Source organism: Bradyrhizobium sp. CCBAU 51765, from assembly GCF_015291725.1.
In the GTDB taxonomy this organism is placed as follows: Bacteria; Pseudomonadota; Alphaproteobacteria; order Rhizobiales; family Xanthobacteraceae; genus Bradyrhizobium; species Bradyrhizobium liaoningense.
Genome location: NZ_CP030038.1, coordinates 3,260,034 through 3,275,663, shown reverse-complemented (window position 1 = coordinate 3,275,663; position 15,630 = coordinate 3,260,034). Strand labels below are relative to the sequence as shown.

General features: G+C 65.1%; 11 protein-coding genes. 5 read left to right on the top strand and 6 right to left on the bottom strand.

What is annotated here, in order from left to right:
• Both XH96_RS15605 and XH96_RS15600 read right to left on the bottom strand, forming a co-directional pair.
• Window positions 1–1,203: a hypothetical protein gene (locus XH96_RS15605; RefSeq protein ID WP_194393259.1), complete on the bottom strand. Its 1,203-nt coding sequence runs from the start codon at window positions 1,201–1,203 to the stop codon at window positions 1–3.
• A gap of 14 nt (window positions 1,204–1,217) precedes the next feature.
• A complete protein-coding gene (locus XH96_RS15600) occupies window positions 1,218–2,585 on the bottom strand; it encodes an APC family permease (protein WP_194393258.1) in 1,368 nt (455 codons plus the stop codon).
• Window positions 2,586–2,912: 327 nt separating this feature from the next.
• Here XH96_RS15600 and XH96_RS15595 point away from each other — a divergent pair, with 327 nt between their 5' ends.
• Window positions 2,913–4,250 (top strand): alpha/beta hydrolase, encoded by a 1,338-nt coding sequence (locus XH96_RS15595; RefSeq protein WP_194393257.1) that lies wholly within the window; start codon window positions 2,913–2,915, stop codon window positions 4,248–4,250.
• Between the two features lie 48 nt (window positions 4,251–4,298).
• Here XH96_RS15595 and XH96_RS15590 read toward each other — a convergent pair whose 3' ends face one another.
• Both XH96_RS15590 and XH96_RS15585 read right to left on the bottom strand, forming a co-directional pair.
• Window positions 4,299–4,676, bottom strand: a complete 378-nt coding sequence (locus tag XH96_RS15590; RefSeq protein ID WP_194393256.1) for a hypothetical protein — start codon at window positions 4,674–4,676, stop codon at window positions 4,299–4,301.
• A gap of 90 nt (window positions 4,677–4,766) precedes the next feature.
• Window positions 4,767–5,942 carry an MFS transporter gene (locus XH96_RS15585; RefSeq protein WP_194393255.1) on the bottom strand — a complete coding sequence of 392 codons (1,176 nt, stop codon included), beginning with the start codon at window positions 5,940–5,942 and terminating at the stop codon, window positions 4,767–4,769.
• A 186-nt stretch (window positions 5,943–6,128) separates the two neighbouring features.
• Here XH96_RS15585 and thrS point away from each other — a divergent pair, with 186 nt between their 5' ends.
• The 3 genes from thrS to XH96_RS15570 all read left to right on the top strand — a co-directional run bounded on the left by thrS (window position 6,129) and on the right by XH96_RS15570 (window position 10,160).
• Window positions 6,129–8,171, top strand: coding sequence for a threonine--tRNA ligase (thrS, locus tag XH96_RS15580; RefSeq protein ID WP_194393254.1), 2,043 nt, complete (start codon window positions 6,129–6,131; stop codon window positions 8,169–8,171).
• Between the two features lie 93 nt (window positions 8,172–8,264).
• Window positions 8,265–8,828: a nitroreductase gene (locus XH96_RS15575; protein WP_194393253.1), complete on the top strand. Its 564-nt coding sequence runs from the start codon at window positions 8,265–8,267 to the stop codon at window positions 8,826–8,828.
• A gap of 63 nt (window positions 8,829–8,891) precedes the next feature.
• Entirely contained in the window at window positions 8,892–10,160 is a 1,269-nt protein-coding gene (locus tag XH96_RS15570; protein WP_194393252.1) for a serine hydrolase, read from the top strand.
• Here the strand turns inward: XH96_RS15570 and XH96_RS15565 are convergent.
• Entirely contained in the window at window positions 10,146–12,608 is a 2,463-nt protein-coding gene (locus XH96_RS15565; RefSeq protein WP_194393251.1) for a bifunctional diguanylate cyclase/phosphodiesterase, read from the bottom strand. The genes XH96_RS15570 and XH96_RS15565 overlap by 15 nt on opposite strands.
• A gap of 1,048 nt (window positions 12,609–13,656) precedes the next feature.
• Window positions 13,657–14,517, bottom strand: coding sequence for a LysR family transcriptional regulator (locus XH96_RS15560; protein ID WP_194393250.1), 861 nt, complete (start codon window positions 14,515–14,517; stop codon window positions 13,657–13,659).
• A 102-nt stretch (window positions 14,518–14,619) separates the two neighbouring features.
• Here XH96_RS15560 and XH96_RS15555 point away from each other — a divergent pair, with 102 nt between their 5' ends.
• A complete protein-coding gene (locus XH96_RS15555; protein ID WP_246790095.1) occupies window positions 14,620–15,612 on the top strand; it encodes a zinc-dependent alcohol dehydrogenase family protein in 993 nt (330 codons plus the stop codon).
• Window positions 15,613–15,630 lie beyond the last annotated feature (18 nt).

The window sequence follows — 15,630 nt, the reverse complement described above, 5'->3', positions numbered from 1 at the left end:
CTACCGGAACCAGAAGAAACGTCCCTGTGACGGTGGGACGGACTCCGGCGGCCGCAGCCGCTTCGGGCGCGGCGGCCTTGGCGGCGGCTCGGTCGCCGAAGTGGTCTCCGCAGTCGGCGCAGTCTCGCTGCCCGGCACCTTCACCGACAGCAGCAAATTCGACTCGCGCATCCGCCAGCGATAGCCGACGCCGAAATCGATCGGCTGGGCGCGCGTGAACAGTTCGGCGTAGCGCTCCTGATAGCGGCCGGGGAATTCGTCGATGGGGCCGAGATAGCGGCCGAATGGGAAGAACCGCCATTGCCGTGCGTTGTAGTTCGCGAGCGGAATGCCGGAATCGTCCTGGATGATGGTGGCACTGTTGGCGAGCAACCAGTCGCGCACGACGGAGAAATTGCCGGAGTGCAACAGATAGGAGGCACTCTTGAGCAGGCTGTTGCCGGGCCCGAGCGTCTCGCAGAACTTCAGGAAGCCTGCGGCGCGCGCGCCGGAATTGGATAGATCGGTCGAGAAATAGAACAGCGTGCGCGCTTCCCCATCGCTGCCGGCGAAGGTGATGCGGACGCCGCGCGTCGCGTTTCGTCCCGGATTGTCGTCGCCGACATGCACCCCGCCCTTGTCGTCGAGCGCGATCATCTCGACATTGCGGATGGTCTTGCCGGAGCGCGCAAGGAAGACATAGAGGATCGGCAAGGTGCCGTTGACCGGGTTGGCGCGCAGGTCGACCTTCATCTGCTTGGTGATAAAGAAGGAGAAGCTCAGGATCGAGCCGAGCGAACGCTCGACATTGTAGAGCGCGGCGGCGACCGAACCACGCGGCAGCCGCGTCAGGTCGGGCACGGCGCCGACCGGCTCCAGCGCGCCGAGCACATAGGTGCTGGCCTTGGAATAGAAGGCATCGGCGTAGAGGAAATCCGGGCCGCTGAACATGTAGAACATGGTCGGCCGGGGCGCGGCGAGATTGGCGTCGGCCCAGCTGCGGATATTGGCGAGCTGCCGCTGTTCGAGTTGGGCGAAGGCGCCGTCGAAGAACTTTGCATGGCGCTGCCAGCCCGGATCCTTGGTGAGCGGCACCAGCGGCGAGTCCGCCGATGGCTGCATGCCCGCAAGGAAGCGCGCAGTGTCGTCGAAGCTGGCGTCGGCAGCATGCGCGGACGAGACGACCGCAGCCAGCAGGACAAGAGCGAGCGCCGCAATTCTCATGGGTCAAAACATCTCTATTCGCGGTGTGACGAGTTGCCGGCGGCAGCCGGCCGCCTGCGGAACACAGCATAAATCAACAGGCCCGCGAGCATGACGAGCATCCCCGAGAGCGACTGCACCGGCCGCTCGGTCAGGAGGTAGTACATCATGAACGCGGTCACGAGCAGGAAAACGAGCGGTGTGAACGGGTATCCCCAGGCGCGATAGGGCCGCGGCAGGTCGGGATCGGTGATGCGCAGCTTGATGACGCCGGCGACCGTGAAGAACGAGCAGAACAACAGCGCGAACTGGATGAAGTCGAGTACCGCCTCGAAGCTGCGCGTGAACAACAGCAGGTTGGCGACGGCGAGCTGGAACAGGACGGCATAGGCCGGCGCGCCGCTCACCGATCGCTTCGAAAACACGCGCAGGGCCGGAATGTCCTCCCCCATCGTCATCATCACGCGTGGCCCGATCCACATCATCGCGCTGATCGAGGAAATCAGGCCGACGCAAATCATGGCGCCGACGATCCGGCCGCCGAGGCTGCCGAAGATGGCGCTGCCGGCGACGCTGGCGACGTCGAGCTGGCCGGCGAGCGCACTCACCGGCGTGGTGTAGAGAAAGACCGCGTTCAGCGCGACGTACAGCACGAGCACGATCAGCGTGCCCGCAAGCAGCGCGCGCGGAAGGCTCTGCTGCGGCGTGTTCATCTCGCCGATGATGTAGGTCGCGGCATTCCAGCCCGAGAAGGAATACATCACGAAGACGAGGCCGATCGCGAACGGCGCGCTGACGATGTGGGCGAGATCGCCCGGCTGCGGCGTGAAGGCGATCGGCTGCTGCGCGCCGACGACGAAGCCGGCGACCAGGAAGGCGACGATCAGGACGACCTTGAGGATGGTCGAGATCAGCTGGAAGGTCGAGGAGTGCCGGACTCCGGTCAGTTGCACGAGCGAGACCAGCCACACCACGCCGATGGCAAGCGGAATCGGCGGCAGATCCGGGACAACCGATTTGGCGTATTCGCCGAACGCCATCGCCGCGAGCGCAACCGGCGCCGCGAAGCCGACCGTGGCCGACACCCAGCCGGCGAGAAAGCCGAAGGCAGGATGATAGGCGCGGCCGAGGAAATTGTACTCGCCGCTCGAGCGCGGAAACATCGCGCCCAATTCGCTGTACGCGAACACCCCGCACAAGGCGACGATGCCGCCGACGGTCCAGAGCAGCAGGATCGAGAAGCCGGACGGGATGTCCTTGACCTGGAAGCCGAGGCTGGTGAAGACGCCGACCCCGATCATGTCGGCCACGACGATCGCGGTTGCGACCGGAACGGAGACCCCGGCCCCGCTCCCGGTCAGCCGGCCCATCCAGGCTGCGGTTCCCGCATGTGATGCCGTCATCGCGGTCCTTAACCTCAGGCGTCTCGCCTCGCAGGCCATCGTGCAGTTCGGCCCAGTCAATTCAAGCAGGGTTAACAAGGGTTAAATGAGGCAACGGCAGCGGGTACCAAAACACCGACTAACCTCGCTTTTGGACAACGACGCCTGGATTGCCGCGAAATTTCCCGTTCGCGCTCCCCACAATCAGGACACGATTGCATGGTCCTTTTGAGCGTTCCGGATGTGGGGAAGTTGCTCCGGACGCTTAACGTCGCCTAAACGCCAGTCGGCTCAATTGTCTTAAAGCATGCCGACGGACTTGATGTCGTGACTTGGGGTCATGGGTGGATGTTCGGGGCCGTTCCGAGACTGAGAGCTGACTGTCGTGCCGATCGGACAACGTCCGGTGCGCGCGATCGCGCGCTCCGGGTCGGCCTGATCTCGGCCTTGGTGCCGCTGTCGCTGACGCTGGTTCAATGCGGCAAGGCACCCGATCCGGCGGCGCTGGCAACGAACTCGCAGGCGAATGTCCAGGTCGTCGCGAAAACCAGTTCGCAAGCCTCCAACCCACGCGTGGCAACCGGCGACACGTTCGAGGACCGCTTCCCCGCCCCGCAGTTCAAGGAGCGCTTTCCCTCGGCGAGCGAAAGCTTCCCGCAACGGCAGATGTCGGACTTCTCGCCCAGGCGCGCCGTTCAGCAACAACCGCCGGAGCAAGCGCCTTACAAGGTAGCTTCGCTCGAGCCGCAGGTCCCCTACAAGCGTCCGCCGCGCGACGACCTGACGACACTCGTCAGCATGAAGTCGTCGGCCTTCCCCTACTTCGGCAACAACCCCGCCTCCGACGCGCCCTTCCTCAACATTTCCAAGGGCGACCGCCGCGGTCACCGCAGCTATTCCGGGCGCGTCTACTGGCAAGACGAGACCTACAGCGACAGCCGGGTGCTGGTGCACGTGCCCGAGCATTTCGACGTGCACAAGCCCGGTGTAATCGTGGTGTTCTTCCACGGCAATGGCGCGACGCTCGAGCGCGACGTACGCGACCGCCAGCTGGTGCCCAGGCAGATCAGCGATTCCGGCGCCAATGCCGTGCTCCTTGCACCGCAAATGGCCGTCGATGCCGCCGATTCGAGCGCCGGCAAGTTCTGGCAACCGGGCGGGTTCAAGCGCTTCATGGCGGAATCGGCCGACCATCTCGCCCGCCTCAGCGGCGATCCCAACAGTGCGCGCGCCTTCGCCAACATGCCGATCGTGATCGTCGGCTATAGCGGCGGCTTCCTGCCGACGGCCTGGAGCCTGGAGGTCGGCGGCATCAGCGACCGCGTCCGCGGCGTGGTGCTGCTCGACGCCATCTACGGCGAACTCGACAAGTTCGCCTCCTGGATCGAGAGCCACCGCTCCGGCTTCTTCGTCAGCTCCTACACCCGCTACACGGCGCGGCGCGACCGTGAGCTGATGAGCATGCTGCGGCAGAAGGGCATCAGCGTCGCCGAAGACATGGAGGGGCCGCTCCGTCCCGGCAGCGTGGTGTTCGTGGAGACCGGCGACGGCATCACCCATCGCGATTACGTGACCCGCGCCTGGACGCGGGATCCGCTCAAGGACGTGCTGGTGAAGATGTCGGCAACGCCGTCGCTCGCGCTCACGCGCGTCGCCTCGACCAATCCATCCGCATCGAGCCGCTAGGCCCAATTGCTCAGCTCGATCGGCGACTGAGCCCTGACCTGGCGAATATCAGTTCTTGGGCAGCTTCGGAATGCTCTCGGCAAAGCCGTTGAAGCAGGTCAGCCGCTCGTCCTCTTCCTTGAAGAAACGGCAATCGGCGTAGCCCTTGGCCTTCGCCGGCTTCGGCTTCGGCGCCGGCGGGATCACGGCGTCGTAGCAGTTGAGGCGATCCTTGGTGCCGTCGTCGATCTCGAGGCAGGCCTGGAGCCGGACGGCAATCGACTGCGGCTTGCCCTTCGCTGCCGCGGCGGGCTTGGCCGCGGCCTCGTTGGTCCCCTTGGGCTTGACCTGCACCAGCGGCTTGTCCCCCACCATCGGAGGCTTGTCGGCTTGCGCAAGTGCGGAGGTTGAATAGAGCACCGCGGCAACCGCCAGAATCATCCTCATCTCAGTCAACTCTCTTTGGTCCCCATGTCCGGCCTTCTAGCGCCCTCACGCGAGGTTTGCCAAGCACCTTGCGCACAGGAAAGACGGCGTTCAGGCGGTTGTGGCAGCCGCCGGCCGTGGCCGGGTCAGCACCAACAGGATCAGCGCCAGCACGACGAACCCGACCGCGACGAAGCCGAGCGCGTGCAGGAGCTCGCGGGCAAACAGCAGCCCGCCGACGGCGGAGCCGACCGCCTGGCCGATATAGAGGACCGAGGTATTGAGCGCGACGGTCGCCGATGCCAGCGGCGGGGCGGCCGCGACCAGCCGCACCTGCTGCATCGAATTGGTCGACGCGAAGCCAAGGCCCCAGGTCGCGACCGCGCCCGCCATCAAGACGAGCGAGCCGGCGCCGAGCGCCCATCCGGTCATCCCGGCAAGCAGCAGACAGGTGAACAGCAACGAGGTGCGATAGGGCCCCGAGGTGTCGACGATGCGGGTTGCGATGACAACGCCAAGGAACCCGCAGATGCCGTAAAGCGCGAACACCATGCCGATCGCATCGGCACCCGCGCCGGTGAGCTTGTTGAGCAGCGGGCCCATGTAGGTGAACACCACGAACTGCCCCGACATCTGCAACATCGTGATCGCAAGCAGCAGCAGGATCGTCCTGCTCCGGCCGACCGCGGCCCATGTCTTCAGATCCACCGGTGCGCCCTTCAGGCCTGCCGGAAGGCGCAGCAGCAACAGCAGCAAGCTGATGCAACCGAGCGCGCCGATCCCGCCATAGGCCGCGCGCCAGCCATAGCGGCTGGCGATGAAGGTGATCAGCGGCAGGCCGACGGCGGCCGCCAACGACCAACCAAGGAAAATGTATGCAATGGTGCTGCCGCGCCGTTCCGCCGGCACGATCAGCGCTGCCGTGCCGGCGGCCTGCGGCGTGTAGAGCGCGCCGACCGCGAGCATCACGAGGCGAATGACAAGGAGGCTGGCGTAGTCGGGCGCAAAGGCCGAAGCGAGATTGCCGAAGGCGAGCACCGCAAGCGTCGTCGCGAGCAGCGTCCGCCGTTCCATGCGGCTGGTGAGCCAGGCCGTCAGCGGCGAGCCAATGCACAGCGTGACCGCGCCGAACGTGATCAGGAGCCCGGCCGCATGGATGCTGACCTGAAGTCCCGTCGCCAATTCCGGCAGCATGCCTGCCGGCGCCAGCACCGAGCAGCCGGTGACGAGATTGCCGAGCATCAGGGCGGTTGGCGCGAAACGGCGGGCGGCAGGGGCTTTTTCCATGCAAGTGCATGTAGAGCAGGCCTGCGGCCAGTTGAAGGGCGCTGCTCGATATAGTTGGTGCAAAGTCGCGGGTTTTGCGCGTCACTTTCTTGGAAATGCCGGATTGCACAGGCCGAATCGCCTGATATATCGCTCGTTCCCGCTTACCTGCGCTCGTTCGCAGGAGTGAGCCTCAGGAGAAAAGCAATGACCGACCAGCCCAAATCCGAGTCCGGCTTTCAGTACAGCCTGTCGAACCTGAAGCCCGTGACCCCCGCCCCCAAAGTCACCCTCACCTTCCCCGACGGCGCCCGGCGTGAATATGACAAGGGCATCACCGGCCTCGACATCGCCAAGGGCATCTCGCCGTCGCTGGCCAAGCGCACGGTTGCGATGGCCCTCGATGGCGTGGTCGCCGATCTCAACGACCCGATCGAGGATGACGCCAAGATCGAGTTCGTCAATCGCGACGATCCGCGCGCGCTGGAATTGATCCGCCACGACTGCGCACACGTGCTGGCCGAAGCAGTGCAGACGCTGTGGCCGGGCACCCAGGTCACCATCGGTCCCGTGATCGAGAACGGCTTCTACTACGACTTCTTCCGCAACGAGCCGTTCACGCCGGAAGACTTTGCCGCGATCGAGAAGAAGATGCGCGAGATCATCGCGCGCGACAAACCCTTCACCAAGGAAGTCTGGGACCGCGAAAAGACCAAGCAGGTGTTCCGCGACAAGGGCGAGGCCTTCAAGGTCGAACTGGTCGACGCCATTCCCGGCACCGAGCCGATCAAGATCTACTACCAGGGCGACTGGTTCGATCTCTGCCGCGGCCCGCACATGACCTCGACCGGCAAGGTCGGCAATGCCTTCAAATTGATGAAGGTGGCCGGCGCCTATTGGCGCGGCGACAGCAACAACCCGATGCTGACCCGCATCTACGGCACGGCGTTCGCCAAGCAGGAGGATCTCGACGCCTACCTCAAGCAGATCGAGGAAGCCGAGAAGCGCGACCATCGCAAGCTCGGGCGCGAGCTCGACCTCTTCCACTTCCAGGAGGAAGGTCCGGGCGTCGTGTTCTGGCACCCGAAGGGCTGGACCATCTTCCAGCAGCTGATCGCCTACATGCGCCGGCGCCTCTCCGGCGACTACAACGAGGTCAACGCGCCGCAGATCCTCGACAAGGTCTTGTGGGAGACCTCGGGCCATTGGGGGTGGTATCGCGAGAACATGTTCGCGGCGCAATCGGCCGGCGACGAGGCCGAGGACAAGCGCTGGTTCGCGCTGAAGCCGATGAACTGCCCGGGTCACGTGCAGATCTTCAAACACGGCCTGAAGAGCTATCGCGACCTGCCCTTGCGGCTTGCCGAGTTCGGCGTGGTGCATCGCTATGAACCGTCCGGCGCCATGCACGGCCTGATGCGCGTGCGCGGCTTCACGCAGGACGACGCCCATGTCTTCTGCACCGAAGACCAGCTCGCCGAGGAATGCCTGAAGATCAACGATCTGATCCTGTCGACCTATGCCGATTTCGGCTTCACTGGCGACCTCACCGTGAAGCTGTCGACCCGGCCGGAAAAGCGCGTCGGCACCGACGAAATGTGGGATCACGCCGAGCGCGTGATGGCCACCGTGCTGCGCGAGATCCAGTCGCAGAACAATCACATCAAAACCGAGATCAATCCGGGCGAAGGCGCCTTCTACGGGCCGAAGTTCGAGTACGTGCTGCGCGATGCCATCGGCCGCGACTGGCAGTGCGGCACCACGCAGGTGGACTTCAACCTGCCGGAGCGGTTTGGCGCGTTCTATATCGACCATGACGGCGGCAAGAAGCCGCCCGTGATGGTGCACCGCGCGATCTGCGGCTCGATGGAGCGCTATATCGGCATCCTGATCGAGCACTATGCCGGCAACTTCCCGCTCTGGCTCTCGCCGGTGCAGGCGGTGGTCACGACCATCACTTCGGAAGGCGACGAATACGCCAAGGTGGTGCTGGAGCAGGCGCGCCGCGCCGGCCTGCGGGCCGAGATCGACCTGCGCAACGAGAAGATCAACTACAAGGTCCGCGAGCACTCGCTGGCCAAGATCCCGGCTCTGCTCGTGGTCGGCAAAAAGGAGGCCGAGACGCATTCGGTCTCGGTCCGCCGGCTCGGCAGCGACGGCCAGAAGGTGATGACGACCGAGGAGGCGATCGCCGCCCTGGTCGACGAGGCCACCCCGCCCGATGTGAAGCGGATGCGCGGCGCCGCTTGATCCCTGAAATCGATCTAAATTCGCTTCCGGTTGCGGGCGTGCATGCTTATCTCGGCATGGCACGCCCGCCGACCATTTGAAGAGGATATCGCAGTGCCCGACGCCATCGAACTCCTGAAGACCCGCCGCTCGGTCAAGCCGCGCGAGATGACCGGGCCCGGCCCCTCGCCGGCCGAGCTCGAGACGATCCTGACCATCGGCGCACGCGTGCCCGATCATGGCAAGCTCGCGCCCTGGCGCTTCATCATCTTCGAGGGCGATGCCCGCGCACGTGCCGGAGAGGTGATCGCCAAGGTCTTCGCCCGGAAGAATCCGGGCGCGCCGGCGGCCGATATCGAGACCGAGCGCAAGCGCCTGATGGACGCGCCGCTGGTGATCGGCATCGTCAGCTTCACCAAGCCGCATCCGAAGGTGCCGGCGTTCGAGCAGGAGTTATCGGCAGGCGCCAGCGCCATGAACATCGTCACGGCCGCCACCGCGCTTGGCTACGGCGCCTGCTGGCTGACCGGCTGGTTCTCGTTCGACCGCGACGTGCTGGACGGGCTCGGCCTCAAGCCGGACGAGAAGCTCGCCGGCTTCATTCATATCGGCACGCCGACCAAGCCGAGCGAAGACCGTCCGCGACCGTTCCTTTCGGAAATCGTGACGCGTTTTTGACCGAAGGCTTGTTGACGCCCCGAACGTTGTGCGGCTTTGATCCCGGCGAGGGAGGAAGCTCGGATGCGACGGCGTGAATTTCTGGTCGGGGCCGCGATGCTCGCCGGCACGATGGCGCGAAGCCGGGCGGCGAACGTCCGCGCCCCGTCATCCGAGGGGCTCGATCGCATCACGGCGTATTTCGACAACGAGGTGACGAGCGGCCGACTGCCGGGCGCGGTGATCCTGATCCAGCAGCACGGCAAGCCAGTCTATCTGAAGACCTTCGGCGTGCGCGACACCAGGACCGGCCTCGCCATGACGCCGGACACGATCTTTGCCATCCATTCCATGACCAAGCCGATCACCTGCCTTGGCGCGATGATGCTGATCGACGAGGGCAAGCTGGCGCTCACCGATCCCGTATCCAAATACGTCCCCCCCTTTGCCAAGACCAAGGTGGGCCTCCAGACCACCGATCCGCACGGCGAGCTGGAACTTGACTTCGTGGCCCCGGTCCGTCCCGTCAACATCGAGGATCTGCTGCGGCAAACCTCGGGCATCAGCTACGACTATATCGGAGCCGAATGGGTCGAGCATGCCTACAAGGCGGCCAACATCTTCGAAGGTCCTTTCAACAACAGGGAGTTCGCCGACCGGATCGCCAGGCTGCCGCTGGCACGGCAGCCAGGAACGCTGTGGCGCTACGGCCATTCCACCGACGTGCTCGGCGGCATCATCGAGATCGTCTCGGGCCAGACGCTGTATCAATTCCTGAAACAGCGCATCTTCGACCCGCTCGGCATGAACAGCACCAAATTCGTGCTCGCGACCGAGGACGAGATTGCGCGGATGGCGCGGCCGCTGCCGAACGACTTCATCCTGCTTGCCGGCGAACGCGAGCGCCTCGCCCATCCCGAATGGCAATCCGGCGGCGGCGGCCTGCTCTCGACCATCACCGACTATCAACGCTTCTCGCAGATGCTGCTCAACGGCGGCGAGTTCGCGGGCAATCGCTACCTCAGCCCGGCCGCGTTCGAAGCCATGACGACCGATCACATCGGACCGGGCTCCGGCGTCGCACGCGACTATTTCTATTTCCCGGGCGACGGCTTCGGCTATGGCTACGGCCTTGCGGTGCGGACCGATCCCGGCAATGCGAAACCGCCGCCGCCGGGCTCGCTCGGCGAACTGAAATGGGACTCCGGCAGCGGCACCTATTTCGGCGTCGATCCCAAGCTCGACATGGTCTACCTCATGATGCAACAGACTCAGAACGAGCGCAGCCGCATCACACCGGCGTTCAAGGCGCTGGTGTACGACTGCTACCCGCCCGCACTACGCCGCCCGTGAGGTGCGCTCACCGAAATCGGCTAGGAGCTTTCCGATCTCGGCCGCGGGCCGCGCGGCACTGAACAGGAATCCCTGCACCTCGTTGCATCCTTCGGCGCGCAGCCAGTCGAGCTGATCTTCAGTCTCCACCCCCTCCGCGGTCGTAGTGATGTTGAGGCTGCGGCCGAGCCCGGAGATCGCGCGCACGATCGCGCCGCAGTCGGGCCGCTGCGCCAGATCCTTGACGAAGGAGCGGTCGATCTTGATCTTGTCGAATGGAAAGCTGCGGAGATAGCTCAGGCTGGAATAGCCGGTGCCGAAATCGTCCATGGAAATGCCGACGCCGAGCTCGCGCAACTGATGCAGGGTCGCGAGATTGGCATCGGTCTCGGCCAGAAAGATCGACTCGGTGATCTCGAGCTCGAGCCGCTTCGGCGACAGGCCGGACTGCGCCAAGGCCGAGATCACCACCTGAACCAGGTTGCGGCTGCGGAATTGCGCCGGCGACAGATTGACCGCAACCTTGATGTCGGCAGGCCATTTGACGGCCTCGGCGCAGGCCTCGCGCAATACCCACTCGCCGAGCTGGATGATGAGGCCGATGTCCTCGGCAACAGGGATGAACTCCGCCGGCGAGATCATGCCCTTGTCGGGGTGATGCCAGCGCAATAGCGACTCGAAGCCGGAGATGCGGTCGGAGGCGATCGACACGAGCGGCTGATAGTGCAGCTCGAACTCGCCATTGGCGAACGCGCGACGCAGGTCGAGCTCCATGTCACGGCGCCTCTGCGCCTGGAGGTCCATCTCGCGCTCGAAGAAGCGGTGCACGCCACCGCCATCGGACTTCGCCCGGTACAACGCCATGTCGGCATTGCGCATCAACTCTTCCGGCGTCGTGCCGTCGCCCGGCGACAGCGCGATGCCGATGCTGGCGCCGATCACCATCTCCTGCCCCTCGAGATCATAAGGTGCCTTCACCATGTCGATCAGCAAGGACGCGCAGGCGCTGGCCTCGTTGGGCGAGACGTCGGCGGCCAAAATGACGGCGAACTCGTCACCGCCGAGCCGCGCCGCGAGATTGGCGCCGCGGACCGCGGTGGTCAGGCGCTCGGCGACCTGCTTCAGCAGGCGATCGCCCACCGGATGACCGAAGGAATCGTTGATGTTCTTGAACAGGTCGAGATCCATGTAGAGCACGCCGACCCGTTTTCCGTCGGCCTGGCCCAGGGCCTGCTTCAGGCGCTCCTGGAAAAACTCTCGGTTCGGCAGGTCGGTGAGCCCGTCATGGTGCGCCATATGGGCGATGCGGGCCTCGGCCTTGCGCCGTTCTGTGATGTCGACCACCGCCACCAAATAGCCGTCGCGATTGTCGAAGGCGACGCGGCGGCCGAAGGTGAGCACCTCGATCTCGCTGCCGTCGGCGCGCAGATGCCGCCAGTTGCGCGAGGAGTGATAGGCGTCGCCGAGGCGCTCCAGCGCCTCGGCGTGGCTGTCCCACTCGTCCTCCGGCCAGATCTCGTGCAACTTCATGCGCAGGAAGGTGGCGCGGCTGTAGCCGTAATGCTGGACCGCGGCGTCGTTGACGCTGAGGAACGCCTTGGTCTGCGCGTCGAACACCCACATCGGCATCGGGTTGCTGTCGAACAGCAGGCGGAACGAGGCGTCGCGCCGCTTCAGCGCGGTGACATCGGAGATCGTCAGCGAAACCACGTCGGCGAAGGCGGTGGCGCTGAGCCTGAGGTAGCGTCCCTCGCTCTCGATCTCGAGCTGCTCGCCGCGGCCGCTCAGAACGGCCTTGAACAGGAATTCCATCACCTCGGGCAGGGCCAGCAGCGTGCCGCCCTCGCCGATCCGTCGCCACAACAGGCTTCCGCTCGCAACCTTCAGCAGTGCGCCCGCGCTCTTGTTGTGATGCACGACCTGAAGGTCGAACGGCTTGCCGCCCGCATCGCGGAGCATCACGAGGGAGACCACCGCATCGTCGGTCGAGGAAAAGATCGCGTCGAGGAGATTGTATTGCGCGCCGCGCTCGTTGACATAGGCGCCGACCAGCGTCGCGCCCCAGCGCGAGGACGTCGGCAACGCCAGCACGTCGTAGGTCCTGACCATGCCGTCGCGCACACAATGCGCTCTTCCCCGGTGCGGCCGTCCGGTCGCAAGCGCGCTTGCCGCGGCTTCCGACAGCGCCGTGGCACAATCGGGCGACAGCTCGGCGACAGGAATATCCCAGGCTTCCTCGCCGAGCCATTTCTGCACGTAGCGTCCGCTGCGCGACAGTTCGAGCGCGCCATCGTTCTTCAGCAGCGCGATGTGGTCGGCAAGCCGTCCGAGACTGCCGAGCATCACGTCCTCATAGCGCGGCAACCGCTCGCCCGGCTTCAATGCCGCATGCCATTTGCGCTGAAGCACCGGGATGTCGTCAAACATTTCGGTGGCCGGCTTTCCCGACACCCTCTTCGCGGCATTCATGGCAGTCCCCAACGCACTTTGCCGGCGCATCCAATGCAGACGCGCTTAACGACGTGTAAAAAGCGCGCCGGCGCGGGTTCCGTTCGGCGATTATGACAGTTTTAAGTCAGGCGTTGGTTAGTGGGCGTTAGAGACTATGACAGCTGTGCAAAGGTGATGCTCTCGTGTCCCGGACGCGGCGCAATGCCGCAACGCGCTCTTGCATGGGCCCCGGCTCTGCAGCGCATCGCTTCGCGCGGCGCTGCGTCCGGGGCACGAGAGCGGAGTGTTCACGCGCGACTGCATCAACAGCGTCATTGCGAGCACAGCGAAGCAATCCAGAATCCCTCCGCGGAAAGACTCTGGATTGCTTCGCTGCGCTCGCAGTGACGGCGTTCGTGGTGGGCAGCGCAGTTCCTTAATTCACATTTCGCTCGCAGGCACACCTTCGCATCCTCGCGGCGCATCTCGCCCGAGCTTTGCCTGGTGGCTTCACCCTCTGTGAAAAGGGGCGCAGGGAAGACCGGGTGCCGGCCGGGCACCCACGGTCCACTGTGCGAAAGGTGGCAACGAAGAATTTGCACAGCGGCATACAGGTGAAGCCAAACATCCGGCCTTCCCTGCGCAGTGGTTTTACGGCTTATGTCGCGCTCTCCCCGGGGAGCGATGCACTATTGCCCCCGTCGCCTTGCGGATGACTGACGGTGCGAACCCGGTCGGGCCGCAACGTCACCGCAACACTTGGCGCACAGACCCCGGGCGCCAGGACCACACGATTTTGCCGTACGCTGATGGCACCGGTCGTATGCGCGACGACCCTGCTCACGGTTGCCCGCCCTGCAAGCCCGTTCGCGCCAACGCCATCTGCGTCCACCGCCGCCCGGCCCGCGTTCGTGACGATCGCGATACGCCCCTCTTCCTTGGGCCGGGTTGCGGCGACACATACGCCGTTTCCGAATTTCGGTAAAGCTGAATATTTTCGGCGAAGCGTCTTGACCGATGGTTTGGGTGTTCTGCCCGACCGGCAACGCAAAGTCTGGTAGCCCTGAAGTTGGCTCCACCCGGGCTGCTACGGGTGCGTGCCTGCCAACCGCTCGATCACCAGATCCAGCAGCGCGCGCAGGCGAGCCAGGCGCTTGAGGTCGCGGTGATAGCCGACGAAAGTATCGCGGCCGGGCGGCGACGTACCGATGTCAAGCGCGACGAGGCGGCGGTCGCGGTCGCCGAGCGGGCGGGGCAGCACCGCCAACCCGCCGCCGCTCGCGCAGAGCTCGGCCTGCGCCTGCCTGTTGTTGCTGCGCGAAGCGACTTCCGCATTGGGCAGCGCGCGTTTCAGCCAGGCTGCATCGGGCATATCGGCGAATTCGACGTTCATGGTCACGACGCGGACGCCACGCCCGTCGCCGGCGCGCGGCGGCTTGCTGCCCTTCTTGCCATAGAGCGCGTAGGGAATGTGCAGCAGCTTCCGGGAAATAATCTCCGGCTCGCTGAACGGCTTGATGCGGAAGACGAGATCGGCTTCGCGGCGCGGCAGGCTGTAGAGGCGCGCATCGGTCAGGAGCTCGACGGTCACCCTCGGATGACGCTTGCCGAAGGCGGCGATCACCGGCGCGAGCATCACCGTCCCGAACCAGTCCGACGACGACAGGCGCAAAAGGCCATCGAGCTGCGTCTCCGCGCCGGAGGCGTAACGCTGAAGGGCGAGCGCTTCCTCCTCGATCCGCTCGGCATGGCGCAGCACGGCGGTGCCCTCGTCCGTGAGGACGAAGCCGTCGGCGGTGCGCTGGAACAGCGTCTGTCCCAACGCCTGTTCGAGCGCGCGAAGCCGCCGGCCCATGGTCGGCTGGGTCTGGCCGATCTTTCGCGCGGCAGCCCCAAGCGTGCCTTCGCGCGCGATCGCCAGGAAGATGCGCAGATCGCTCCAGTCCATCGGAAGCCCTCATGCAATAATGCACGGTGATCGTACATCGTTGTTGCTTTCCATGCAAAAATTAATGGGCATATTGGAGGGCGACAACGGAGCAGAACGATCATGACCAAGCGATCGACAATGCGTGCAGCCGTACTGGAGGCGCACAACGCGCCGCTGCGGCTCTCGATCATCTCCACGCCCGAAATCGGCCCGCGCGAGGTGCTGGTCCGGGCGCGCGCGAGCGGGGTCAATCCGCTCGACACCAAGATCCACGCCGGCGCGGCGCCGCATGCGCGGCATCCGCTGCCTGCGATCCCCGGGATCGATCTCGCCGGCGTGGTCGAGCAGGTTGGGCACGACGTGACGCGGTTCAAGCCGGGCGATGAAGTCTATGGCATGACCGGTGGCGTCGGCGGCGTGCAGGGATCGCTGGCCGAATTCGCCGCTGTCGATGCCGACCTGCTGGCATCGAAACCCGCCAATCTCAGTATGCGGGAGGCGGCAGCCCTGCCCCTGATCTTCATCACGGCCTGGGAAGGCCTGATCGACCGCGCCTCGCTCGGGGCCGGCCAGAAGGTGTTGATCCATGGCGGCGCCGGCGGCGTCGGCCATGTCGCGATCCAGATCGCGCGCGCCTTCGGAGCGAATGTGTTCGCAACCGGCTCAGCGGCGCAGCGCGCCACGATCGAAGATTTTGGCGCGGTGTTCATCGACCGCAACACGCCTGTCGAAACCTATGTTGCGCAGCATACCGGCGGCCGCGGCTTCGACGTCGTCTACGACACCGTCGGCGGCAAGGTGCTCGACGCCTCCTTTGAAGCGGTGCGCCGCTTCGGCCATGTGGTGAGTGCGCTCGGCTGGGGGACGCACGCGCTTGCGCCGCTGTCGTTCCGCGCCGCAACCTATTCCGGCGTGTTCACGCTGCTGCCGCTGCTGTCGGGCGAAGGGCGTGCGCATCATGGGGAGATCATGATGGAAGCGACGCGCCTGGTGGAGGCGGGCAAGTTGGTGCCGCTGCTCGATCCCAGGCATTTTACGCTGGAGAATGTCGGCGACGCCTATGCGCTGATCCGCGATCACGCCGCGAAGGGCAAGCTGGTCGTCGACGTCTAGGCGAGCCTGTTGCCCGTT

Coding starts and splice junctions, on each gene's coding strand:
- XH96_RS15605 (WP_194393259.1), bottom strand. CDS start 1,203: ATGAGAATTGCGGCGCTCGCTCTTGTCCTGCTGGCTGCGGTCGTCTCG.
- XH96_RS15600 (WP_194393258.1), bottom strand. CDS start 2,585: ATGACGGCATCACATGCGGGAACCGCAGCCTGGATGGGCCGGCTGACC.
- XH96_RS15595 (WP_194393257.1), top strand. CDS start 2,913: ATGTTCGGGGCCGTTCCGAGACTGAGAGCTGACTGTCGTGCCGATCGG.
- XH96_RS15590 (WP_194393256.1), bottom strand. CDS start 4,676: ATGAGGATGATTCTGGCGGTTGCCGCGGTGCTCTATTCAACCTCCGCA.
- XH96_RS15585 (WP_194393255.1), bottom strand. CDS start 5,942: ATGGAAAAAGCCCCTGCCGCCCGCCGTTTCGCGCCAACCGCCCTGATG.
- thrS (WP_194393254.1), top strand. CDS start 6,129: ATGACCGACCAGCCCAAATCCGAGTCCGGCTTTCAGTACAGCCTGTCG.
- XH96_RS15570 (WP_194393252.1), top strand. CDS start 8,892: ATGCGACGGCGTGAATTTCTGGTCGGGGCCGCGATGCTCGCCGGCACG.
- XH96_RS15565 (WP_194393251.1), bottom strand. CDS start 12,608: ATGAATGCCGCGAAGAGGGTGTCGGGAAAGCCGGCCACCGAAATGTTT.
- XH96_RS15560 (WP_194393250.1), bottom strand. CDS start 14,517: ATGGACTGGAGCGATCTGCGCATCTTCCTGGCGATCGCGCGCGAAGGC.
- XH96_RS15555 (WP_246790095.1), top strand. CDS start 14,620: ATGACCAAGCGATCGACAATGCGTGCAGCCGTACTGGAGGCGCACAAC.